25 protein-coding genes are annotated in these 23,102 nt (G+C 34.6%); 18 read left to right on the forward strand and 7 right to left on the reverse strand.

The annotated features are described in order from the left end of the window. Positions 1-38: 38 nt before the first annotated feature. The 10 genes from BHE19_RS01180 to BHE19_RS01235 all read left to right on the forward strand — a co-directional run bounded on the left by BHE19_RS01180 (position 39) and on the right by BHE19_RS01235 (position 8,798). Positions 39-527, forward strand: a complete 489-nt coding sequence (locus BHE19_RS01180) for a YdcF family protein (RefSeq protein ID WP_070905636.1) — start codon at positions 39-41, stop codon at positions 525-527. A 39-nt stretch (positions 528-566) separates the two neighbouring features. Beyond that, positions 567-911, forward strand: a complete 345-nt coding sequence (locus BHE19_RS01185) for a phage holin family protein (protein ID WP_017497932.1) — start codon at positions 567-569, stop codon at positions 909-911. A 118-nt stretch (positions 912-1,029) separates the two neighbouring features. After that, positions 1,030-2,352 carry a trigger factor gene (locus tag BHE19_RS01190; protein ID WP_070905637.1) on the forward strand — a complete coding sequence of 441 codons (1,323 nt, stop codon included), beginning with the start codon at positions 1,030-1,032 and terminating at the stop codon, positions 2,350-2,352. 232 nt (positions 2,353-2,584) lie between these two features. Further along, positions 2,585-3,259 (forward strand): ATP-dependent Clp endopeptidase proteolytic subunit ClpP, encoded by a 675-nt coding sequence (gene clpP / locus BHE19_RS01195; RefSeq protein ID WP_017497934.1) that lies wholly within the window; start codon positions 2,585-2,587, stop codon positions 3,257-3,259. A gap of 201 nt (positions 3,260-3,460) precedes the next feature. Continuing rightward, positions 3,461-4,693: an ATP-dependent Clp protease ATP-binding subunit ClpX gene (gene clpX, locus BHE19_RS01200; RefSeq protein WP_017497935.1), complete on the forward strand. Its 1,233-nt coding sequence runs from the start codon at positions 3,461-3,463 to the stop codon at positions 4,691-4,693. Between the two features lie 137 nt (positions 4,694-4,830). Then, positions 4,831-6,018, forward strand: a complete 1,188-nt coding sequence (locus BHE19_RS01205) for a hypothetical protein (protein WP_070905638.1) — start codon at positions 4,831-4,833, stop codon at positions 6,016-6,018. An 18-nt stretch (positions 6,019-6,036) separates the two neighbouring features. Further along, a complete protein-coding gene (locus BHE19_RS01210) occupies positions 6,037-6,630 on the forward strand; it encodes a hypothetical protein (RefSeq protein ID WP_070905639.1) in 594 nt (197 codons plus the stop codon). A 336-nt stretch (positions 6,631-6,966) separates the two neighbouring features. Further along, entirely contained in the window at positions 6,967-7,287 is a 321-nt protein-coding gene (locus BHE19_RS01215) for a hypothetical protein (protein WP_070905640.1), read from the forward strand. Between the two features lie 361 nt (positions 7,288-7,648). Next, positions 7,649-8,224 carry a hypothetical protein gene (locus tag BHE19_RS01225; RefSeq protein WP_070905641.1) on the forward strand — a complete coding sequence of 192 codons (576 nt, stop codon included), beginning with the start codon at positions 7,649-7,651 and terminating at the stop codon, positions 8,222-8,224. A gap of 328 nt (positions 8,225-8,552) precedes the next feature. After that, positions 8,553-8,798: a hypothetical protein gene (locus tag BHE19_RS01235; protein WP_070905643.1), complete on the forward strand. Its 246-nt coding sequence runs from the start codon at positions 8,553-8,555 to the stop codon at positions 8,796-8,798. Here the strand turns inward: BHE19_RS01235 and BHE19_RS01240 are convergent, their stop codons facing one another. Next, complete coding sequence (locus BHE19_RS01240; protein WP_070905644.1) at positions 8,799-9,764, reverse strand: GlxA family transcriptional regulator; 966 nt, start codon at positions 9,762-9,764, stop codon at positions 8,799-8,801. 169 nt (positions 9,765-9,933) lie between these two features. Between BHE19_RS01240 and BHE19_RS01245 the strand changes: the two genes are divergently transcribed. From BHE19_RS01245 to serB, 6 genes are all read left to right on the forward strand, one after another. Then, entirely contained in the window at positions 9,934-10,338 is a 405-nt protein-coding gene (locus tag BHE19_RS01245; RefSeq protein ID WP_070905645.1) for an SRPBCC domain-containing protein, read from the forward strand. 55 nt (positions 10,339-10,393) lie between these two features. After that, complete coding sequence (locus BHE19_RS01250) at positions 10,394-10,798, forward strand: SRPBCC family protein (protein WP_070905646.1); 405 nt, start codon at positions 10,394-10,396, stop codon at positions 10,796-10,798. A gap of 90 nt (positions 10,799-10,888) precedes the next feature. Further along, the gene (locus BHE19_RS01255) at positions 10,889-11,296 is read left to right on the forward strand and encodes a VOC family protein (protein ID WP_070905647.1); all 408 of its coding nucleotides are present in this window, start codon (positions 10,889-10,891) and stop codon (positions 11,294-11,296) included. Between the two features lie 2 nt (positions 11,297-11,298). Then, the gene (locus BHE19_RS01260) at positions 11,299-11,736 is read left to right on the forward strand and encodes an SRPBCC family protein (protein WP_070905648.1); all 438 of its coding nucleotides are present in this window, start codon (positions 11,299-11,301) and stop codon (positions 11,734-11,736) included. Positions 11,737-11,766: 30 nt separating this feature from the next. Beyond that, complete coding sequence (locus tag BHE19_RS01265; RefSeq protein WP_070905649.1) at positions 11,767-12,210, forward strand: VOC family protein; 444 nt, start codon at positions 11,767-11,769, stop codon at positions 12,208-12,210. Positions 12,211-12,462: 252 nt separating this feature from the next. Next, complete coding sequence (gene serB, locus BHE19_RS01270; protein WP_017497747.1) at positions 12,463-13,692, forward strand: phosphoserine phosphatase SerB; 1,230 nt, start codon at positions 12,463-12,465, stop codon at positions 13,690-13,692. Positions 13,693-13,934: 242 nt separating this feature from the next. On the opposite strand, the gene BHE19_RS01275 is transcribed toward serB, so the two are convergent. The 4 genes from BHE19_RS01275 to BHE19_RS01290 are packed head-to-tail and all read right to left on the reverse strand — an operon-like array spanning position 13,935 to position 16,970. Next, complete coding sequence (locus tag BHE19_RS01275) at positions 13,935-14,180, reverse strand: redox-active disulfide protein 2 (protein ID WP_070905650.1); 246 nt, start codon at positions 14,178-14,180, stop codon at positions 13,935-13,937. 43 nt (positions 14,181-14,223) lie between these two features. Next, positions 14,224-14,820 (reverse strand): Zn-dependent protease, encoded by a 597-nt coding sequence (locus BHE19_RS01280; protein ID WP_070905651.1) that lies wholly within the window; start codon positions 14,818-14,820, stop codon positions 14,224-14,226. Then, positions 14,817-15,422, reverse strand: coding sequence for a hypothetical protein (locus BHE19_RS01285; RefSeq protein WP_070905652.1), 606 nt, complete (start codon positions 15,420-15,422; stop codon positions 14,817-14,819). Before BHE19_RS01285 ends, BHE19_RS01280 begins: the two co-directional genes overlap by 4 nt. Positions 15,423-15,461: 39 nt before the next feature. Next, positions 15,462-16,970, reverse strand: a complete 1,509-nt coding sequence (locus BHE19_RS01290; RefSeq protein ID WP_017497751.1) for a GH3 auxin-responsive promoter family protein — start codon at positions 16,968-16,970, stop codon at positions 15,462-15,464. Positions 16,971-17,219: 249 nt separating this feature from the next. Between BHE19_RS01290 and BHE19_RS01295 the strand changes: the two genes are divergently transcribed. Further along, entirely contained in the window at positions 17,220-18,014 is a 795-nt protein-coding gene (locus tag BHE19_RS01295; RefSeq protein ID WP_017497752.1) for a DUF2797 domain-containing protein, read from the forward strand. A gap of 242 nt (positions 18,015-18,256) precedes the next feature. Next, on the forward strand, positions 18,257-19,336 hold the full coding sequence (locus BHE19_RS01300; RefSeq protein ID WP_070905653.1) for a glycosyltransferase family 9 protein: 1,080 nt from the start codon (positions 18,257-18,259) through the stop codon (positions 19,334-19,336). A gap of 42 nt (positions 19,337-19,378) precedes the next feature. On the opposite strand, the gene BHE19_RS01305 is transcribed toward BHE19_RS01300, so the two are convergent. Together BHE19_RS01305 and BHE19_RS01310 are read right to left on the reverse strand one after the other, a co-directional pair. After that, entirely contained in the window at positions 19,379-21,973 is a 2,595-nt protein-coding gene (locus BHE19_RS01305) for an AsmA family protein (protein WP_070905654.1), read from the reverse strand. Between the two features lie 174 nt (positions 21,974-22,147). Continuing rightward, on the reverse strand, positions 22,148-23,095 hold the full coding sequence (locus tag BHE19_RS01310; protein ID WP_070905655.1) for an alpha/beta hydrolase family protein: 948 nt from the start codon (positions 23,093-23,095) through the stop codon (positions 22,148-22,150). Between the last annotated feature and the right edge of the window lie 7 nt (positions 23,096-23,102).

Here is a 23,102-nt window from a genome sequence, read left to right on the forward strand (position 1 = left end):
TTTTGATTTAAAATAACTAATTCTATTTAGTTTAAAAGATGAAAGTTTTAATAGTTTTGGGATCCCCAAATTCAGAAACAGGAGATTTGGGGCAAGTAGCTTTGGACAGGTTAGAATATTGTTTCGATATTTTTGAATCAAAGGACAATTGCATTATTTGTACAGGAGGTTTTGGAGAGCACTTTAATACAGCGCCGCTTCCACACGCAGATTATGCCATCAAATATTTAAAAGAAAAAGGACTTAGTGCTGAAAATTTTCTGGAGTCTGCCTTGTCTGCCAATACCGTCGAAGATGCCGTTTTATCAAAAAAGATAGTACTCGGTCACAACTTAAATGCTGTTGTGGTCATTACATCTGATTATCATGTTGAAAGGGTGAAACTTATTTTTGATGAAATTTTAGGATTTGATCAGATGGAATATGTCGGAGTAAAACATGATATTTCTGAAGAGGAAATGGTGAAATTACTGGAGCATGAAAAAAAAGCAATCAATGCAATTTTGAGCAAAGGTTTATATTATTAAATTTTAGTACTTTTAAATAAATTTTTAAAACATACCATTATGAATTTACTACTCAGACTTCTTGTTACGGCAGGTTTAGTTTTGTTAATTGCTCACTTTTTACCTGGTGTTCATGTTGCCAGTTTTACCACCGCGGTAATTGTTGCGGTAGTTTTGGGGTTGTTAAATCTTTTTATAAAACCAATATTGGTAATTTTGACGTTACCGGTTACACTGATTACTTTAGGCTTATTTCTGTTGGTAATTAATGCAATCATTATTTTGTTCTGTACAAATATTGTCGGAGGTTTTAAAGTAGATTCCTTTTGGACAGCCTTGTTTTTTAGTGTTATATTGTCTGTTCTGCAGTCCATCACCTATAAGATTATAGGAGACGATAAATAAAATAAATAGAGAAAGCGTGATTAAAACGTATTCAAATACAATAGATTAAAAACTTGGTTGGGTTGCAAAAATTTTATAATTTTGCGACCCAATTTTATTATGTAAATTAAAGAAGAAAATGGATATTAAAAGAGTAGCAATAGACGCTGTGAATGAAACAATTGTAATGACAGTTGTTCACATGGATTATAAAGGTCAGGTAGCAAAAAGGATAAACGAAAAAATGCCATTGGCTACTGTAAAAGGTTTCAGAAAAGGACAGGTTCCTAAAGACCTGGTTGAAAAACAATACGGAAAAGCAATTAAGCAGGAAGAAGTTAAAAAAGTAGTTGATTTGGCTTTAGAGCGTTTTGTTCAAGCTGAAAGATTAAATCTTTTAGGAACTCCACTAGCTAAAGTAAACGAAAACTTTGACTGGGATGCTGAAGAATTAACATTCGAGTACGAAATTGGTTTAGTACCAAACTTCGAAATTGATTTAGAAGCTAAAAACAATATCGTAAAATACATCGTTACTGCTGATGATAAATTAATCGACGGTCAGGTAGAGCGTATCCAAAAACAATTCGGAAAAGCAATTCCACAAGAAGTGGTAGTAGCTGATTCAGATTTGACTGGAACTTTCGCTAACGAAGAAAACGGAATCAACAATACAACTACAATTGCTTTAGCTACTTTTAGCAAAGCTGCCGGAGATAAATTCATCGGTAAAAAAGTGGGAGATGTTGTAACAGTAAGCACAAAAGGTTTATTTGAAGACGATCACCAATTAATGGATTACTTAAAAGTAGGTCATGATAATGTTCACGGTTTAGATATCGAAGTAAACTTTACTATCGAGGCTATCAACGGAGCTGAATTGGCTGAATTGAACCAAGAGTTATTTGATAAACTTTTTGGTGAAGGAAAAGTGGCTTCTTTAGAAGATTTGAAATCTAAAATTAAAGAAGATGCTGAAGCTCAATTCGCGCAGCAAGCAGATCAGAAATTATTGTTAGACGTTCAGGACTTCCTGATCGAAAGCACAAAATTTGATTTACCGGCTGAATTCCTTAAAAAATGGTTGCAAACTGTTGGAGAGAAAAAACTTTCTGCAGAAGAAGCTGAAGTTGAATACGCAAGATCTGAAAAAGGATTACGTTTTCAATTAATCGAAGGAAAAGCTTTAGCTCAAAGCAACATCCAGATTAATTTTGAAGATTTGAAAGCTTTTACAACAAACGCTATCAAACAACAAATGGCTCAATTTGGACAGTTAAATCCTTCTGATGAAGAAGTTCAGACAATTGTAGCAAGAGTTTTATCAAACCAGGAAGAAGTGAAAAGACTTTCTGAGCAGGTAGTAGCTGAGAAGTTATTGGAAATCTTTAAAGAAAAAGCAAATCCAACTACAAAAGAAGTAACTTACGAAGAATTTATTGCCGCTTCATACGGAGAATAATTTCTAAAAAAATAAGTATATTTGAGCGTCAGGAGATTTTTCTGACGCTCTTTTTGTTTTAAGTTTATTTTGTTTCGGTTTTCGTTTAAACGGACTTTAAGTAATCTGAAACCTGAAACCTGAAACAAAAAAGTAAGACAAATTGACATTATTGTATAAAAAGGTACGAACTTTGTTTTTACCTGCTTAAGTCGCTTAAAGACTTTAGATTTTCAAACTTTAAACTAAAAATATGAACTACGGTAAAGAATTCAAAAAATTTGCTACAAAGCACCAGGGAGTAAATGCCATGTACTATGACAAAATTATAGCGGCAATGAACCCAACGAATATGACTCCATATATTATTGAAGAACGTCAATTGAATATTTCTCAATTAGATGTTTTTTCCAGATTAATGATGGACAGAATTATCTTTTTAGGAACAGGTATCGACGACCAGATCGCGAACATTGTTCAGGCACAGTTATTATTTTTAGAAAGTGCAGATGCATCAAAAGACATTCAGATTTATCTGAATTCTCCGGGGGGAAGTGTTTATGCAGGATTAGGAATTTATGATACCATGCAATATATCAAACCGGATGTAGCGACAATTTGTACCGGTATGGCAGCCTCTATGGGAGCAGTACTACTATGTGCAGGAGCAGCGGGAAAACGTTCGGCTTTACCACATTCAAGAGTGATGATTCACCAGCCATCAGGAGGAGCTCAGGGAGTTGCAACAGATATGGAAATCAACTTACGTGAAATGTTGAAGCTGAAAGATGAATTGTATCATATTATTTCTCAACATTCAGGACAAACTTTTGATAAAGTACACAAAGACAGTGAGCGTGATTACTGGATGATTGCAGATGAAGCAAAAGAATACGGAATGATTGATGAAGTATTAAGAAGAAGCTAATTTTTTTAAAGCTTCTAAGTTGCTAAGACGCTAAGATTCTAGGTGTTCTTTGTGATTTAAATTTTTAAATAAAAAAATAAAAATATTAGAGCCTGTTTAAAAATTAAACAGGCTCTTAAGCTGTAAGGAGTTAAGTTTTAAAGTTTTAGTTGAAAAACTTTAAAACTTAGTATCTTTGCAGCTTAGTAACTTAAATAAAGAATGGCAAAAGTAGTATTAGAATGTTCGTTTTGTGGAAGAAAAAAGCCAGAAACTAATTTATTGATTGCAGGTATCAATGCACATATCTGTGATAAGTGTATCGAACAGGCACATGGAATTGTATTAGAAGAATTAAAATCAAGTGGAAGCGCAAAATTGGTTGGGGATTTAATTTTAAAGAAACCAAAAGAAATCAGAGCTTTCTTAGATCAATATGTTATTGGCCAGGATCAGACCAAAAAAGTAATGTCGGTTGCCGTTTACAATCACTACAAACGTTTAATGCAACAGCAATTAGACGATGAAGTTGAGATTGAAAAAAGTAACATCATCATGGTGGGACAAACCGGAACAGGAAAAACACTGGTAGCAAAGACAATTGCTAAAATGTTAGATGTTCCTTTGGCTATCGTTGATGCGACCGTACTTACTGAGGCAGGTTATGTAGGAGAAGATGTTGAAAGTATTTTAACACGTTTGTTGCAAGCTGCCGATTATGATGTAACCAAAGCCGAAAGAGGAATCGTTTTTATTGACGAGATTGACAAAATCGCCCGTAAGAGTGATAATCCGTCTATTACACGTGACGTTTCCGGTGAAGGAGTACAACAAGCTTTATTGAAACTTCTTGAAGGAACAATTGTAAACGTACCGCCAAAAGGAGGGCGTAAACACCCGGACCAGAAATTTGTGGAAGTAAATACTCAAAACATCTTGTTTATTGCAGGAGGTGCTTTTGATGGCGTTGAGCGTATTATTTCTAAACGTTTGAACCGTCAGGCTGTTGGGTATTCAACTTCTAAAAATGTAGACAATATCGATAAAGACAATTTGTTGCAATACATTATTCCAAAAGATATTAAAGATTTCGGTTTGATTCCTGAAATTATTGGACGTTTACCGGTTTTAACGCACATGGATCCTTTAGACAAAGAAACCCTGCGTGCAATTTTGACACAGCCTAAAAATGCTTTGGTAAAACAATACCAAAAATTATTCTTAATGGATGAAGTTGAATTCACCATTACAGATGAGGCATTAGATTTTATTGTAGACAAAGCATTAGAGTACAAATTAGGGGCACGTGGATTGCGTTCGTTATGTGAAGCAATCTTAACCGATGCCATGTACGAATTGCCAAGTTCAGACGATAAAGTTTTGAGTATCGATAAAGATTACGCAAAACATACTTTGAATAAAAATCTATTGAAACGTATGGAAATCGCTTCGTAAGTTTCTATAATAAGATTTAATAATTTAGAAAAAACCTGTTCGGCTTAACGAACAGGTTTTTTTATTTTGTAAAATAAAACCTATAATTTAAATTATTTATTATAATATTTTTCTTATATTTATAAAAATATATTTGTATGAAAAATATTAAAAAAATGGCAATCCTCTTAATGGTTTTAGGAGTTGCAGTATTAACAGGTCGTTGTGTTTCAGAAGAATCAGGAAGCGAACAAAAAATAGAGCAATCTATTAAGGTTAGTCAAGCGAGGGTTTGGTTTGAACAGTATCAATCAAAAGTAAAAATTGATTCGTCGTTTAAAAGTCAGGTTTATAATTGGGATAGTGCAATCACGGAAACTTTTGAAAATAGGACCGAGGCACTTGTAGTTCCTGTTACAGATAAAAATCTTAGTGATGCTTATAAAGGTCAGAAAGTATTGTATTTATACCCTTTAGAAAATAAAAAGGAATTTTCGGCTACATTATATGAAATACTACCGTTATCAGAATCTTTAGAAAAAATAAAAATTTCAGCGGATTTAGTTAACTTTAATGGATATATCATTGCCTGGGATTTAGAAAGGGGATTTGTAAATGGGGCAAAATTTGAAAACTCCAATACGACAGCAGCGCTAACAGGACTTAGAGTAATCTCTCCGGTGGAGTCAGAACGTCTCAATAAATCGACTGCTAAGTCAGATTCAGATCCTTTTGAATTAGATGAAGTGATCATTCGAAGAGAAAAATCCGAGAATAAGCAGGAATATGGAGGAGGAGCTTATGGAGGCGGTCTAAAATCAGGATCAAAGGGTAACAGTCCAAAGGGTTATGTGAAATCTCCGGGAGGTGGTGGAAGTGGAAGTTCTACAGGATCAACGGTAACTAAAGTTATTCCGCCTAGTTGTGAGAGTTTTAATTTTACGTCGAAAAAAGGGGCTAATTGGCAAGTAGCGATGGTCAAAAATATTAATTTTAGAGTTATAGGATTGAGTCCAAAAGGAATTGAAATATTGCATGTTCTTAGTTATCCACAAGCAATATATTTTGGTACGCCAACAAATATACAGGTGGGTAATACAGATATGACACCTGGAATTGCGGCAAATGTTTCTGCTCGGGCACTTCAACAATCAATGCAGGACGTAATAGATAAATATGGAGGAACAGACGTGTCAGATTTGATACTTGATCGATATTTTAGAGAGAGATTGGTACACAATTATCCTCTTTACGTTAGTGGAGGCAGGGTAAATTTTAATTCAACTGAAAAACTTCCCGCGACTAATTATAAAACAAATACATGGACTTCAGGAAACTGTAATTAACTATTTAAATCGATTAATATGATTGAAAAGGTTTTAAAAAATGTAGTTTATTTATTCTATCCGCGAAATATATGTGCCTTTACAGAAAAAGACATTTATTTTATTTCCGAGGAGTATAAGAGATTAGTTCAAACAATAAATGATTTTAATAGCGAAGAGGGCAAAGTTTTTAGGAAGAGAATTGTTGCAGAGTTTGAACATGATTACACATTAAATAAATTAAATGACCACACCTTGTTTGATTTAGGGGATAGATGTATGACTTTTAATGTGAGTGTAATCGAAGATGGTGAGTTATATACAATATCATTATTTATTAGCATTATAGTCCCATATTATGTAATTAAAGTTCAAAAAAATATAATTGACTTGTATTTCTCCAAATCAGAAGTAACAAATTTACAAGAAAAAAACACAGAAAGAAGAACTATAAATGAATTAGTTATGGATATTGAAACAGTAATTGAGGATAAATTTTTGTACAAAAAATTTCCAAAAGAAATACTTAATTCAGTTGTTGAAGATATTAGTTTTCAAGATACAGAGTTTGGCTGTTTTACGATGTTTATTGCTTTTTTTAATAATGTAATTATCAAAGAAAATGAAAAGTGATTTTTTAATATTTCTGACAATTACCGGCTTATTGTTAATTTTTCTTTACTTCTTCGAGTACAATTTTAATTTTTGTATTTCCAATACATTTTATCTTGTAAGTTATTTTTTCCCTGTTTTATTAGTGTTTCTATTAGGGTTTGTATATTATTTGATAAAGTTTATAAAAAAGAAGAGAAAGTAAAAAAACAAATTTAAAAATACGAGAGCATACTTCATTTTTTTGTTTTTCTCTTTATTCGCCAATGTTGCTACTGGTCAAACAAGCAGCAAAGTTGATAACGAAGATTATGAGGTAATAAACCAAATAGAGCTTTCAACTTACAGCTAACTAAAATGAGTGGAAACCACCTTCATTCGATTTGCTTAAATATTAGTGTTTTATCCCCATATTTCACGTGTTATGTTCTGGATACATTAGTTGACTTAGAAAATGTAAAATGGATCAAAAAACCTAATAAAAATGAAGATTTAGAGATCGTTTATGCCAGTGAAATTAATAAAATTGTTGCATTAACTGAAAAGTATGGGATTACAAAATTTCCGCCAGAATTATTAAGTTATAGACTTCCGGAAATTAGTAGGGGATTTATACCTTTTGGAGAATTTACATTTTTCAACGCATTCTTTTTAGATGAATATTATACAAGATTATGAAATACGTTATTTACATTTTTTTAATTTTTGGTATAGGCTTATTGGTTTATGGTTATATTTATCCAACTGAATATTGTTTGGATATCAACATTCATGATACCTATTATGTGTTTAGCTACAGGCCAGTAGCAACAGCTGTATTATTGTTTTCTTTGTTACTTTATATGGTACATTTTTTATATAAAAAAGTACGGTAATTTATAAACTAAGAGGTATAGTTAATAATAAGTTACAACTGAAAAAAGAAGTACCTTTAAGAATACACGGAGCAAGAGTACAATTTAACTCAACTACTGCTTTACCAGCAACTGAGCACAAAACGACTACCATATTTTCAACTGATTGCCGATAATTGATATTTATGATTGGAAAAATTTTAATGAATTTAGCATATTTATATTATCCTAAGAATATATGTCCATGGACTCAAAAGGAATTGTATTTAGAAACTATGGAGTATGAAAGATTGAAAGCATTAATTGAATATTTTGATTCTGAGGAAAATCAGAAACTACGAAATAGTATTAGAGTCGAATTTGATAAAGATTTAGTGTTAAGGGGTTTTGAAGATTTTTCCAGACTGGATTGGGAAGATCGATGTTATACCTTTTTTTTGAATATTGTTGAAGGAGGTGAATTGTGCTCGATTACTTTGCATTTAAGTATCTTGGTTCCTTATTATGTGATTGAGACATTAATTCATAAGAACCAAATGATAATTTCGAAATCTAGGATCGAAGAATTGGAGAAAGAAAATTTAGATCCGAGAAAAATGAAAGATTTGGTTTTGGACATTAAATCAATTGTTGAAACCAAACTACTGTATCAAGAATTTCCAGAAACATTAATTCATGGTGTTATTGAAGATATTAGTTTTCAGGATATATATTTAGGTCATTTTAAAATGTATAATGCTTTTTTTAATAATCGTCGATGAAAAGAATAACTAGAAACTATCTGATTTTTTTAGCTTTGTGCGTTTTGTTATTGATCTGTTCCTACTTTTCTGAGCGTTTCTATACAATTTGCCTCTATGATACTTATTATCTTATAAGTTATTTTTATTTTGTTATTCTTTTTTTGCTTATTGGTACTATCCTTTATTTTCTTAGATTGCTCCAATTTAGAAAAAGAAGAAGTTGAATGTAGGAAAATAGTAAAAAACCTGTTCATTAATTCGAACAGGTTTTTTTGTGAAGAAAAGAACTTTCTAAGTTAATTTATTTCTTGTATTTTTTTTCCTACATTTGTAAAAATGGATTTGTGTGAAGGATATTAAAAAATTTGCCATTGTTATAATTGTTTTAGAGCTCCCTATGTTGGTCACTCATTGGCTTTTAATAAAAAAGAAAGAAAAGGAAAAAACGGAGAAATCTATTGCTGTTGACAAAGAAAAAGTTTGGTTGGAACAGTATCAGTCAACGGTAAAAATTGATTCTTCATTTAGTAGGCAGCATTATCATTGGGACAATAGCACATCAGAAAAACTTTTGAAATGGAATCTGAAATAATTACTGCACCCTAAACTTCTCCCGATACTCAATAGGTTTCATGCCTACCATTTTATAAAAAACTTTCCTAAAGGCTTTTGGGTCATTATAGCCCGTTTTCTCAATAATTTCAGAAATCGAAAGCTGAGTTTGTTCCAGATATTTCTTTGAACTTTCGACTCTTATATTTTGCAGGTATTCAATAGGCGGGATGCCGGTAACCTGTTTGAAACGTCGCGTCATATTACGGGTGCTGGTAGGAATGTCTTTGGTGATTTCTTCCAGTTTTTCGATTGTATGGTACTGACTTTCTATTTTTTGCTGCAACATGGCAACTAAGGCATCATTGTGCAAATGGTTGGGTCTAAAGGTGCTGAAATAACTCTGCTTGTATCGGTTTAGGTCGATCGAAAAAATCTTTGCAATCTGAACTGCAATCTCATTTCCACAGTATTTCTGAACCAAAAGAATCAACAGATGAAACGTTGAGGTAGAGCCTCCGCTGGTATACAAACTGCCGTCGGCCGTTAAAGTTTCTTCGGGTTTCAATTTTACGAGTGGGAACGCTTTGGTAAAAGCACTGCAGGCATCGACATGAGTTGTGGCCAACTTTTCGTTAAGCAAACCGGATGCGGCAAATAAAAAGGCACCCGTACAAAAACTGGCCAGCTCGGCACCGGATTGATGGTGCTTTTTTAGCCATGGAATAAAGTTTTTGTTTTTTGCGATCATTTCGCTCATATTATCCGTAGTAAAAGCCGGAATCAGGATAAGTTCAAGGATTGTTGTTGAATCTTCAACCGGATTTACTTTATAGCCGAACAAATTTGCTTCTTTGATCTGTTCTGTCAATTGAAATACCATAATCTCAAAAGGCTTTTCGTCTTCTTTAGCAAGTTTGTTGGCGGTTTCAAAAACTTCTAAAATAGCTGCTATACTTAGTAATTTATAGTCGTGCGGAACAATTAATCCTACTTTCTTAGTCATGATTGCATTGGTTTTTGGAAAAATGATAGGTTACAAAAGTAAGTATTTTGTCTTAAATGACCCTAAAAATGACTTTTAATGTAACTTAAAGCTAATGCTAAAAAACTAAATTTGCTTTAAATAATTTGTAATTTTATAAAGAAACATCTTTGATTTTAATAAATAAACAATGATAACCGTACAAAACACAATTAACGCAGCTGTCAACAAAGTCTGGAAATTTTGGACAGAGCCGGAACATATAGTGAAATGGAGTTTTGGTTCTCCGGACTGGTATACCCCTTATGCCGAAAATGATTTGAAGGCTGGAGGTAAATTCAAATATACGATGGCTGCGAAAGACGGAACTGCCACTTTTGATTTTGAAGGAGTTTATACGAGGGTAGAAACTTTTTCAGAAATAGAGTATCAACTATCTGATAACAGAACCGGAAGTGTTCATTTTAAAGAAAGTGATGAAAAAGTAATTCTCACAGAAGTATTTCAACCCGAAACAGAAAACCCTGAAAACATGCAGCAGCAATGGTGTCAGGCCGTGATTGACTGTTTTAAAGAGTATGTTGAAAATAACTAAATAAAAAACGAAACAAGGACCAATTTTAAAAGTATAATTAAAAAAAAGAAATAAAATGATAACAGTACAAAACACTATTAATGCATCAGTAGACAAAGTTTGGGAATTTTGGACAGCACCGGAACACATTACAAAATGGAATTTTGCTTCTCCCGACTGGCATACACCTCATGCTGAAAATGATCTGAGAGTTGGAGGAAAATTCACATCGACTATGGCTGCAAAAGACGGCAGTATGAGTTTTGATTTTGGAGGGGAGTACACTGTAGTAGAGCAGAACAAAGCTATTGAGTACATTTTAGGCGATGGAAGAAAGGTTGAGATTACTTTTAAAGAAACACCAAGCGGAGTTGAGGTAATTGAAAAATTTGATCCCGAAACAGAAAACCCTGAAGAAATGCAGCGTGGAGGCTGGCAAGCCATCATGGATAATTTTAAAAGTTATGCCGAAAGCAATTAGTTTCTTTCGGCTGAAAGGTTCAAAGAAGCAAAGCGACGAAGGTACTGATTAACATCACAGAGATAGAATTTAATTTTAAAAAGAGTTAGAATGACAAAACAAATTTGGCTGAATTTGCCGGTAAAAGAGGTGGCAAAATCAAAAGCTTTTTTTTCGGAAATAGGATTCTCTTTTAATGAAGAACACGACACACCAAAGTCAACTTGTATGGTGATTGGAGAAGGAAAATTTGTAGTAATGCTTTTTGAAGAAAAATTGTTTGCCAGTTTTTCTCATAATCAACTGACAGATACTAAAACAAGTACAGAAGTTCTGATCTCGATTGATGCTGAAAGTACTGCTGAAGTAGATGAACTGGCAAAGAAAGTTAAACAAGCCGGAGGAACTGTTTTTGCTCCACCGTCAGAAAGTCAGGGATGGATGTACGGCTGTGGCTTTGCAGATTTAGACGGTCATCGCTGGAATGTTTTATTTATGGATTTTAGTAAACTATCATGAGTATGGAAACATTAGAATTTAAAATCAGAATTAAAGCCCCGGTACAAAAAGTCTGGGCAGTTTTATGGGACGAGGAAACCTATAAGAAGTGGACGGGGTCTTTTTGCGAAGGTTCATACGCCATAAGTGAATGGAATCAGGGCGATAAAATACATTTCTTGTCTCCAAACGGAGAAGGAATGAATAGTGTCATTGAAACGAAAATTCCGAACGAGTATATGGCTTTTAAACATATAGGCGAAATCAAAGACTTTAAAGAATTGCCTCTTGATGAAGAAATCAAAAAGTGGACAGGTGCCATGGAAACGTATCGATTAACAGCCGATGACGAATTTACTGATTTGGTAGCGCAGGTAGATGTAGTAGAAAAATACATCGATTATTTCAAAGAAGCATTTCCAAAAGGGCTGGAGACCGCTAAAGAACTCTCAGAAAAATAAAAACAAACAACAAACAAAAAAACAAATATCATGGCAACAGCAGTAAACCCTTATTTAATTTTTAACGGAAATTGCGAAGAAGCATTTCTGTTTTATCAATCCGTTTTTGGAGGAGAATTTCCATTTCTTGGAAGATTTAGTGAAATGCCGGAAGGCGAGGAAGGATGTGGTGCTCCGGTATCTGAAAAAGATGCTAATAGAATCATGCACGTTTCATTGCCAATTGGAAACACAATCCTGATGGGAAGCGACAGCAGTGAGCAATCCGGAGACGTAACTTTTGGCGGGAATTTCTCTGTCTCTATAAATGTAGACAGTGCAGCAGAAGGGGACCGTATTTTTAACGGACTTTCGGCAGGAGGAACTGTTTATATGCCAATGGCAAAAACCTTTTGGGGAGCTTATTTTGGAATGTTCAAAGATAAGTTTGATGTAAGCTGGATGGTAAACTTTGATGAAAACCAGGCAGGTTAAAAACAACTTCTTATATTTTATCACAATACAAAAGATTTCAGGGATTCACCATTTTAATCCTTGAAATCTGTGATAAAAAAAACAATTCAGAGATTGAAAAAGTTAGGTTATTCCAATCCCTGAACATTATTGTTAAATTACTCCAAAAAGCACAGTATTAGGTGCTTTTTCTCTTTAAAAAACAAGCAATATCCTTTTTTATCAACATTAGATTGCCGATTTTTGTCGCTTCGTAAAATCAATAAACATAAAATGGCAACAGAAGATAAAGAGATTATTTTATTAAAAGTTTCAGGACATGATAAAATAGGAGTAACAGCAGGTTTAACCGCTGTATTGGCAACTTACGATGCAAATATTTTAGATATTGGTCAGGCCGATATTCATGATACGCTTTCTCTGGGAATTTTATTCGAAATTCAGGCAGGTTCCTCTTCCGGCCCCGTTTTAAAAGATTTATTGTTCAAAGCTTATGAATTAGAAATTAAAGTAAAATTTATTCCAATTTCTATCGAGGATTACGAAAAGTGGGTGAAATCACAATCCAAACAACGTTATATCATCAATATTTTGGGCGAAAAACTAGCTGCTTCTCAATTGGCTGCCGTAACCAAAATAATGTCAGCCCAAAATCTGAATATTGATTCTATCATAAGATTAACAGGAAGAACCTCTATTGTTGATCTGGAAGAATATCCCCGTTCCTGCATACAATTGTCTGTGACCGGAGAGATCGTAAACAAGATTGACATGACGGCAAGTTTTATGGAAATTTCCAGAACGTTAAATGTGGATATATCCTTTCAGGAAGACAATATTTACAGACGAAACAGACGTTTGGTTTGCTTCGATATGGACTCTACTTTAATTCAGACTGAAGTGATCGACGAACTGGCCGAGCTGAACGGAGTAGGAGATCAGGTTAGAGCCATCACAGAATCAGCAATGAATGGCGAGATTGATTTCAACGAAAGTTTCAAACAGCGTATGGCATTGCTCGAAGGATTGAGCGAAGATGTTTTGCAGAATGTAGCCGTCAATTTACCGATTACAAAAGGAGCGCATCGCTTAATGAAAGCCCTGAAATATTATGGATACAAAACCGCAATTTTGTCCGGAGGATTTACCTATTTTGGAGAGTATCTTCAAAAAGAATTGGGCATCGATTATGTTCATGCCAATAAATTAGAGATAAAGGACGGTAAACTTACCGGAAAATATATAGGCGATATAGTAGACGGCCAAAAGAAAGCCGAATACCTAAAAGCAATCGCCGACAAAGAAGGAATTCACATCAACCAGACCATTGCGGTTGGAGATGGTGCGAATGATTTACCAATGATCAATTTAGCAGGTTTAGGAATCGCTTTTCACGCCAAACCAAAAGTAAAAGAAAACGCCGCAACGTCAATTTCAAGTCTGGGTCTTGACGGAGTTTTATACCTTTTAGGATATCACGACAGGTATATCGATATGATGTAAATCTATTGTCGGGCTGAGCGAAGTCGAAGCCCTGTAATGCTAAAAAGAACTTTGATTTCGCCCATTTTGGTCAGGCTGAGCGAAGTCGAAGCTATGGGCATGTCCATCTAAAAAAGCGGATCGGGCTATTCGCTGCGCACGAGCGAAGTGAACTGACGTGAAAATCCTTTTGTATCAGCCACTGCAGACACAAAAGGATTTTCTCTTCTATCCCTCATGAGTTGCGTTGGAATTACAGTTTCTTATTTCTCTCTGGATTTCAATTCAGTTTGGATGTCTTTCAAAGTCTTAAAACTGAAAATAAGTAGTGGCAGCAAGGCAATAGGGACAATTTGAACAGCACTGAATCCTTTTAAAAAAGCAAGATAAATGTTAGAGATAAATAATAAAAGTAAAAGGATGGTAAATGCATACGCGGCTGATTTTGAAATTTTCTCGCTTTTAACTAACTCTTCAGTAGTCATTTCGCTGTATTTTTTGATGCTCATTTTATGTTGGTTTTTGGTTAATTGAATAGTGTATTTTGAGATTTCAAGTTGTAGGACTGTTTAGGTTCCACCCTTTTTCAGTTAAATAATTTTTACATTTTAAACAAAAGGCAGTTTCTTTATCTAAATAATTTTTTCCTTCAGCATCTCTCATTAAACATGTTTTTACGGGACAATGAGGCAAACCTTCGGTGTGACCTAACTCATGCAAAACAACTTTATAGAATTGTACTTCTTTGTTTCTTTTGCTCAGTCTAAAATCAGAAACTACACAGGATTTGCCTGGATGATAGCCTAGACCCATAACGCCCCAATCTCTGATTTTACCTTTTGTAACGCTAATGTCGCAGTTTGATAAGCCAACAATTACGGTATCTTTACCAACATTGTTTTTGATGGTTTTAATAATACTATCAGCCCTATATCTGTTTCTGGGTTTGTAGTAAGAGTTTTTTGGAAAAGGTATATTTTTTCTTAAAACAACATTAGGGTTAATCGTTTTGATTTTATTGAAGACACTTTTTGCTTGTTCAATATTGAAATCTCCTAAAGGTTGAATAACGATTATTTTTTGATGTTGCTCTTTTGTATTGGTACAAGAAATAAAAATAAAAAGTAGAATCAGAATGGTATTTTTCATTTTATAGATTCTAAGCACGTTAATTCAATATTCTTAATGGCTCCCAGAGGGGCAACTTTGATGGCATTGTTTTTTGGAGTCAGATAAAAATAGTAAGCACTATTCACATCGATCAAAAAAATAGTTTCTGTTTCTCCTGTGTTAAAGGTGAGTTTTTGTTCGTATTGCAGTTTATTCGACTTAATTTTTTCTGCAATTTTGGACCCTTCACCAATTCCTAAACCAAGGAAAAAACTTAGCAGTCCAATTCCAATGGAAATTAAAAAAAAATGTTTCAGCTTGCTCTTGATCTCTATGTCTGAGAATTTATCGCCATCCGGTTTGGTGCCGATTATTTTTTTTACCCAGCTTTTGTTGCGATGCTTGTAGCATAAGCTGATAAAAAGTAAGATAAAAACGGCGAAAACAATTAGACTTAAAATGATAATTGGATTCGCAGTTAAATCAGCAATGGGGCTGACAAGAATATCCATAATGGTCGAATATTTCAGAATGTTTATTTTCAATTGGAAAAAGAAAACGCATTCTTTTAAAATTCCCAGCACGACGAGAAAAAGATAACCTATTGGAAGTAAATTCTGGATTTTTTCTGTTGATTCCATGCAAATTAACGTGGTTTTTGGTTAAGGTCCTTATAAAAATTACATCTCCTTCAGCTGCTCCAAATAATCCCTCTGATTCGAAAGTCTTGGAATTTTATGTTGCCCTCCTAATTTATCGCGCTCTTTTAGCCAGTCGTAAAACAGGTTCTCACGTGCCACATTAATCACCAGAGGATTTAAAGTCATATTGTTGTGACGTTTGGCTTCGTAATCCGAATTTAAAGTTTGTAGTGTTTCGTCCAGCACTTTTTGGAAAAGTCCCACATCAGCAGGTTTTTTCTTAAACTCAATCATCCATTCGTGAGCGCCTTTTTCCTTGTCCTGCATAAAAATAGGAGCCACGGTGTAATCGATCACTTCGGTGTGAGTAAGCTGGCAGGCTTTGGCAATGGCCTGATCGGTATTCTCGACCATTAATTCTTCGCCGAACACATTAATATGATGTTTCGTTCTGCCCGTCACTCTGATTCTGTATGGATTTAGAGAAGTAAAACGAACCGTATCCCCAATCAAGTAACGCCATAAACCGGAATTGGTCGTAATGACAATCGCATAGTTTTTGTTTAACTCAACATCAGCCAGACGAATTACTTTTTGATTTGGAGTGCCAAACGTATCCATCGATATGAATTCGTAGAAAATGCCATAATCCAGCATCAGCAATAAATCACTCGAATTGTTTAAATCCTGAATGGCAAAAAAGCCTTCAGAAGCATTGTATATTTCGTAGTACCTGAAATCTTTGCTTGGTAAAATATTTTTGTATTGCTCTTTATAAGGAGAGAAGCTTACGCCCCCATGGAAATACACTTCCAGATTAGGCCAGATATCCAAAAGACTTTCTTTCCCCGTATTTTCTAAAACTTTATTCATTAAAACCAGCATCCACGATGGAACACCTGCAAAACTGGTTACATTTTCGTTTTTTGTTTCATTTATAATCGCAGCAATTTTAGATTCCCATTCGCTCATCAGAGAAGTTTTACTGCTCGGAGTACTGCTAAACTCGGCCCAGATAGGCATGTTTTCAATCAGAATAGCGGATAAATCTCCAAAGAACGTATTGTTGTTCTCGTAGATCTGAGAACTTCCGCCCAGACGAAGACTTTTACCCAGAAACAATTCCGAATCCTCATTGTTGTTGAGGTACAAACAAAGCAAATCTTTACTTCCTTTATAATGACAATCCTCGAGAGCTTCATTACTCACAGGAATGAATTTACTTTTGGCATTCGTTGTTCCGCTCGATTTAGCAAACCATTTTATTGGCGTTTCCCAAAATACATTCTGTTCCCCCTGACGTGTACGTTCAATCAATGGCTGAAGCTCCTCATAAGTAGCAATCGGTACCCTCTCAGCAAAAGTCTGATAAGAATTAATCGATTCAAAATCATACTGTTTCCCTATAATAGTGTTTTCTGAAGCGGTCAGCAAATTGTGCAACAGTTCTTCCTGAACTTCATTCGGATATTTTAGAAAAAGTTCTATTTGATGTATCCTTTGTTTTAGGACCCACGAAGCGAAAGAGTTGATTATTGATAAGGGCATGGGTGAAATTTATATTTTAGATTGCTGATTGTAGATTTTAGATTTTACAATTCGCGTAAAATCAGGAATCTTAAAATTTGAATATCGAAAGACAAATAGTAACTTTGCCGTTGTATCAAAAATAGTGTTTTTTTGTAAAAAATAACATGCTATTTTTATTAAACATTCCGGTTCGGCTGAATTTTAACTCTTAAAATTCAGAATTCAGACCGACAAATCTAAAATCTACAATCAGCAATCTAAATTCTAATGACATATCAAGGCGTACTTACAAAAATGCAAACTGAAATGGGGGCTCCAATTCAGTATTATTTAGTATTTGAAGACAGTTTTTTAAACATGAATCAATTACTGAACAAAGAAATTGAGATTAATTTCGTCGGGTTTGAATGTCTGAATTGCCACAAGAAGAAAAAGATCTACCGCCAGGGATTTTGTTATGAGTGCTTTTACTCAAGCCCTGCTGTTGGGGATTGGATTATGCGACCGGAACTCAGTACCGCACACTTAGGAATTGCAGATCGTGATTTGGAATACGAACAGAAAGTACAGCTTCAGCCTCATGTGGTATATCTGGCTTTGGCAAGTGAGGTAAAAGTTGGAGTAACGCGTAAAACTCAGGTTCCAACACGCTGGATCGATCAGGGAGCCACACAGGCTATTGCGATTGTTGAGGTTCCAAACCGATATTTAGCCGGAATAACTGAGGTGGCATTAAAAGACCATTATACGGATAAAACAAACTGGAGAAAAATGCTCCAAAATACAGGTGAAAGTTTCGACCTGCTGGCTGAAAAGGCAAAAGTAGAAAGTTTGATTCCGGCAGAAGTACAGGAATATTTTTATACCCAAAAAAATGATCTGTATGAACTGCAGTATCCGGTTTTAAATTATCCAACTAAAGTAACCAGTCTGAATCTGGATAAAACCCCGTCATTTCAGGGGAAATTAACGGGAATTAAAGGGCAATATTTAATCTTTGAGAACGGAACTGTTTTTAATGTGAGAGGTTCGGAAGGTTATGTGGTTAGTATTGCCGTTTAACATTTAAAGAAAGAAAAGCGCTTTGCAAGGAATTGTTTGTTAGTGTTTTAGTATATTTATAATACTGTTTTAGTAAAATTGTAATTTGAATGTTGAAACATTTGATTACAATTTTATAATAATTATTTATTAGAAGATTTTAATTTTAAATCTAAAGAGAACCTAGTTTAGCAAAAAGCGAAATGAAAGTTTTTTTTTGAATTTCCAAGGACAAATATTTAATTAATAAATGGATTATAAAGATGAGTGTTTTAAAACGAATAAATGTGGTCAGGCGCAGCGTAATGCACCGTCTCACTAAGAACATTGGAAAGCCAAGGTCAGAGCAGCATATTGTTTTAGTGGATAAAACAGAAATTAGGCGGGTCCTGATCTGCAGGCCAAATGCCAGACTCGGAAACTTATTATTGATTACGCCACTTGTTCAGGAAGTCAACGATATGTTTCCAAATTGTAAAGTCGATTTGTTTGTTAAGGGAGCTTTAGCTCTGGTAATTTTTGGAAATTATCAAAACATCAATAAGGTAATTGGTTTGCCTAAAAAACCGTTCAAAAGCTTATTGGAATACCTGAATGTCTGGATTTCATTAAAAACACAAAAATACGATGTCGCGATCAACGTAGATCAAAACTCTTCTTCAGGACGTTTAGCAGTCCAATTCTCTAATGCTAAATATAAATTTTACGGAGATTTAAATGATGAATCTCAACTTGTAAAAAAAGACTACGAACATATTGCGAAATATCCCGTTTATAACTTCCGAAATTATTTAACGAAACTTGGATTAGCAAAAAGCAACAAAATAATAGCCCCGATTGACCTTAAACTATCTTCTGCCGAAATTGCTAACGGAAAGAAAATTTTGAATGACTTAGTGCCTGATTCTAAAAGAACCATCTGTATTTTTACGTATGCAACAGGAGCAAAATGCTTGTCGGAAGAATGGTGGGAGAACTTTTACAGGCAACTTAAAGAGGAATATAAAGACTATAATATTATCGAGATCCTGCCTGTAGAAAATGTTTCGCAAATTGCATTTCAGGCGCCTACATTTTACAGTAAAGATATCCGCGAAATAGGGTCGGTAATTGCCAATACTGATCTGTTTATTGGTGCTGATAGCGGAATCATGCACTTAGCCAGTGCCGTTCAGACTCCAACGATTGGGCTTTTCTCGGTTTCAAACCTTAAAAAATACGAACCTTACGACAATTGCAGCATCGGAATAGATATTAATTTGCATACTAAAAAGGACTATGTAAAAATCATAAACTCCATCCTGAACAATGGAAAACTTAATACTATAGGACAAGCAATTTAAATTATAAGAAACAAAAAAGGCATCCGTAGATGCCTTTTTTATTTAGTTTTTCTTCTTAAACAAGCCATTGATTAAGTCACTGGCTTTTTTAGTAACCTCCTGAGTTTTTTGCTCTTTTTCGGTAGCAGCAGCTTTGGTGGTGTCTTTAGCCTTTGTGTTTTTATTGATAAAATCATTAAGAGCCGAAGTTCCTTTTTGAGTCAGTTTGTCTCTTTGCTGATTCGCAACCTGCGTAGCCAGACTGGTCACAGCGCTTTTCATATCCGTTGATACTTTTGGGTGCGAAAAATTACCTGTAAGCACAGCATTTATTGGAATGTTTTGCAGTTTTGCAGCATCTGCAGGAGACATTTTAGCCAGGAAGGCATTGGCTTCATTTCCTAAGTATTTTGCCGGAACATCTAATTTTAAATTATAGTTCATCGTTTGATCGAAGCCATGAGTTCCGCCAATTGTAATTTTAATGTCCTGATATTTGATGTCAAATGGTTTTACGCTCACTTTTCCGTTATCAAACGTTAGAGCCGCTTTAATATCATTCAGATTTATTTTATTAGGATCAATAAATTTCAGGTTAGAAGTTAAGGCGTTTATAACGGTTGAATTTTTAGAATTTACAGTGGTTGAAAGCAGCTGTCCTAAAAGATCTCCCGAGATTGATTTTAGATCCGGAGTCAACTCTTTATCGTCTAAGTTTCCGTTTAATTTTATAGTCGAATTTAATTTTCCGTTGATGATCCCTGCCAAAGGAGCAATTTTTTTCATCATTTCTAATTGCGTAAAAGTTTGCGCAATATCCACCTGATTGAAACCTAAATTCATGTCAAAAGTTGGTACTTTTGTTTTGGTAGAAACAGCCCCGTTAAGGCCAATTGTTCCCCCAAAAATAGAGGTTTTAAAGTTTTCTAAAGTAGCTTTTTCGTCTTTAACGATTAATCGTCCCGAAACGTCTTTTAGTTTCAGATTGTCGTATAAAACCGTTGTAGCTTTAGCATTTAAAGTACAATTTAAAAAGGCCGGGATCTTCATCGCTTCAGTAGGTTTTGCAGCTGCTTTTTCTGTAGCAGGAGTTCCTGAAGTCATAAAATCATCCACTGCCAGCTGATTTGAACTCATGTTGAAGTTTCCTCTTAGCTCTTGTTTTTTGAACATGAAACCATAGAAATTTTCCAGTACTCCGTTAATGCTTAAATCACTTTTTCCGGTTGTGGCGTCAAATTTTTTCAGGTTGATGGTACTCGGATTAAACTCTACCAATGCCGTACTGATGTTCATCGATTTATTGTTTTCGTCCGTATATTTAAATCCGGACAAACTCATGGTTCCGGCATTTTTGATATTCTGGTATTGACTTTTTTCAACAGAAGCCATATCAAATTGTGTAGTCACATCAGCTTTTAAAATACCGGCAAGAGGTTTGTCCATTTTAATTGGATACGCTTTAGAAAGATTCGCCAGATTGATGGTTCCTTTCAAGGCCGCGTTCACGATAGGGTTTTGCGTGATGTTTTTGATATTAGCTTTGGCGTTAAAAACATCCTGATCGATTCGGAAGGAAAGTTTATCCAGATTAACATAAGTATCATTCAGAATTCCCGTTTCGTTGATGATTTTCGTGTCAATCACAATATTCTGAACCGATTTTGGAAGGTTTGGATATTGAAACGAAGCATTGTTAGAAGCAATTGCCACATTAAACTTAGGAACAGTAGTTTCGGTTAATTCACCTTTAGCAAAACCGATTACAGTAAAATCTCCGGTAGTTTTTACACCCTCCAGACTTGAAGCATAAGCAGAAGGAATCAACCCTAAGAAATTCGTAAAGGATGAAGTAGGAGTCTTAAATTTCAGATCATAAATTTGTCCGGCATCCACCATCTGAATAAACCCGTCAAATTCCAAAGGCAATTGATTGATTAAAGCTTTATTCTCCTTAAAGGTATATTTGCTTTTTTCAAGGTCGATTCCCAATACAGCGTCTAAAGTCAGTTTTACATTTTTCATGTAATTGATCTTATCCATATCCAAAGAAACATTAGCAACAGATTTCGTTGTTAAATCTAATTTTGAATTGGTGAAATCGCCCGTTCCTTCATGGTTCAAACTGTCAATTACCATTTTTATTTTAGATCCCTGATCGATGTATCTGAAAGTGAAATTTTCGATTTTATAATTTTGAATTTTCAGTGAAAGCGGTTTACTTTTGTCGTCTTTCACGTCCTTTTCTTTGTCTTTTAGTGCAATATCAAAATTACCAACACCGTCTTTGTTGAAAATAATATTCACCAGACCATTGGTAGAACTGATTCCCTGTATGTTTAAAGGCTCTTCTTTTCCTTTGAAAAGTTCCTTAATGCTCATTTTTAAATTTAGCTCGCCTAATGAAACCAAAGTATCTCCTTCAAATGGAGCTTTATTGATGATCACCAGTTTTTCGATTCCCACAGTGGCATTTGGAAAGTTTTTGAACAAACTTAAATCGGCATCTGTAAAACTTACTTTGGCATCAACACTTTTGTTGATCGCTTCTGAAATTTTAGCTTTTATTTGATCTTTAAAGAAATACGGAATGGCAAATAAGGCCGCTACAAGGACTACAAGAACTATAGCTGTTATTTTTAAAATTTTCTTTACCATATAAATAAATTTGAGGGGTTAAATTGCAAACTGATTGCTGCAAAAATAGTTTTTTTTGATGGAGTTCATAAATAAAGTTTTTGTTAAACCTAAGAATATACTTCTGTTTGTCCCAAACAAAAATCCGCCTGAATATAAGTTCAAACGGATTTTTAATGTTTTTATGATTGCCGATTATTTTTTAATGAAAGAAATAATCTTAGTGGCCATGATTTCTGAGATAGGCAGACTCTCATTTTTATAGCTTTCCAGATTGGCCTGATGATCTCCATCGATAATTTTCATGACATGATTCATTTTATCAACGATCAAAAGTTCAGCATTTTTATTGGCCTTCGATAAGAGTTCAGCATCTTTTACGGTCACCTGTAAATCCTGATTTCCCTGAACGATCAAAATAGGAACATTTAGTTTTTTGATTTCGTTTTGCGGATTGTATTTGAACCAGGAAACTAAATACGGCTGAATGCTTGGTCTGAAAAGAGCATTAAGCATTGGGTCTACTTTTTTTACTGTAAATCCGCTTTTCAGACTATCAATAATCGGGAAGGTTAATTCCTCTACTTGTTTGTTTTGTTTGGAAGCAATTTGCGATTTGATCAATTGGTCGGCAGATTCTCCAGCACCTGCAATTGAGATAAACTTATTGGCTTTTGCTCCGGCAATCATTCCAATCAGAGAGCCTTCGCTGTGGCCAATTACAATTACTTCAGAGAAACGGCTGTCTTGTTTTAACAGATTGATCCAGCTTTTGGCATCTTCGGTGTAATTCTCAAATACAAGAGTTTGTTCTGAGATAGCAGCCGGTTTACTTTCTGCAATTCCTCTTTTGTCGTATCGTAATGATGCAATTCCGTTTTTTGCCAGCACTTCCGCAAGCATTTTCAGAGAATTGTTTTTCATCATCGGATTGTTTCCGTTGCGATCCGTAGGCCCTGAACCTGAAATGAGTAAAGCTACCGGGTATCTTTTTTCTAAATTCGGAGTGGTCAACGTACCAAAAAGCTGATCGATGTTGATTTTTAAAACAATGGGAGTTTCTGTAAAAGCAACTTCAGTTTTATTCTGAGCATTCACAAAATTCAGCAACAGAATAGCAGCAAGGGCAAATAAATTCTTCATTTTTAAA

The sequence above is a fragment of the Flavobacterium tructae genome, assembly GCF_001853485.1.
Classification (GTDB): domain Bacteria; phylum Bacteroidota; class Bacteroidia; order Flavobacteriales; family Flavobacteriaceae; genus Flavobacterium; species Flavobacterium tructae.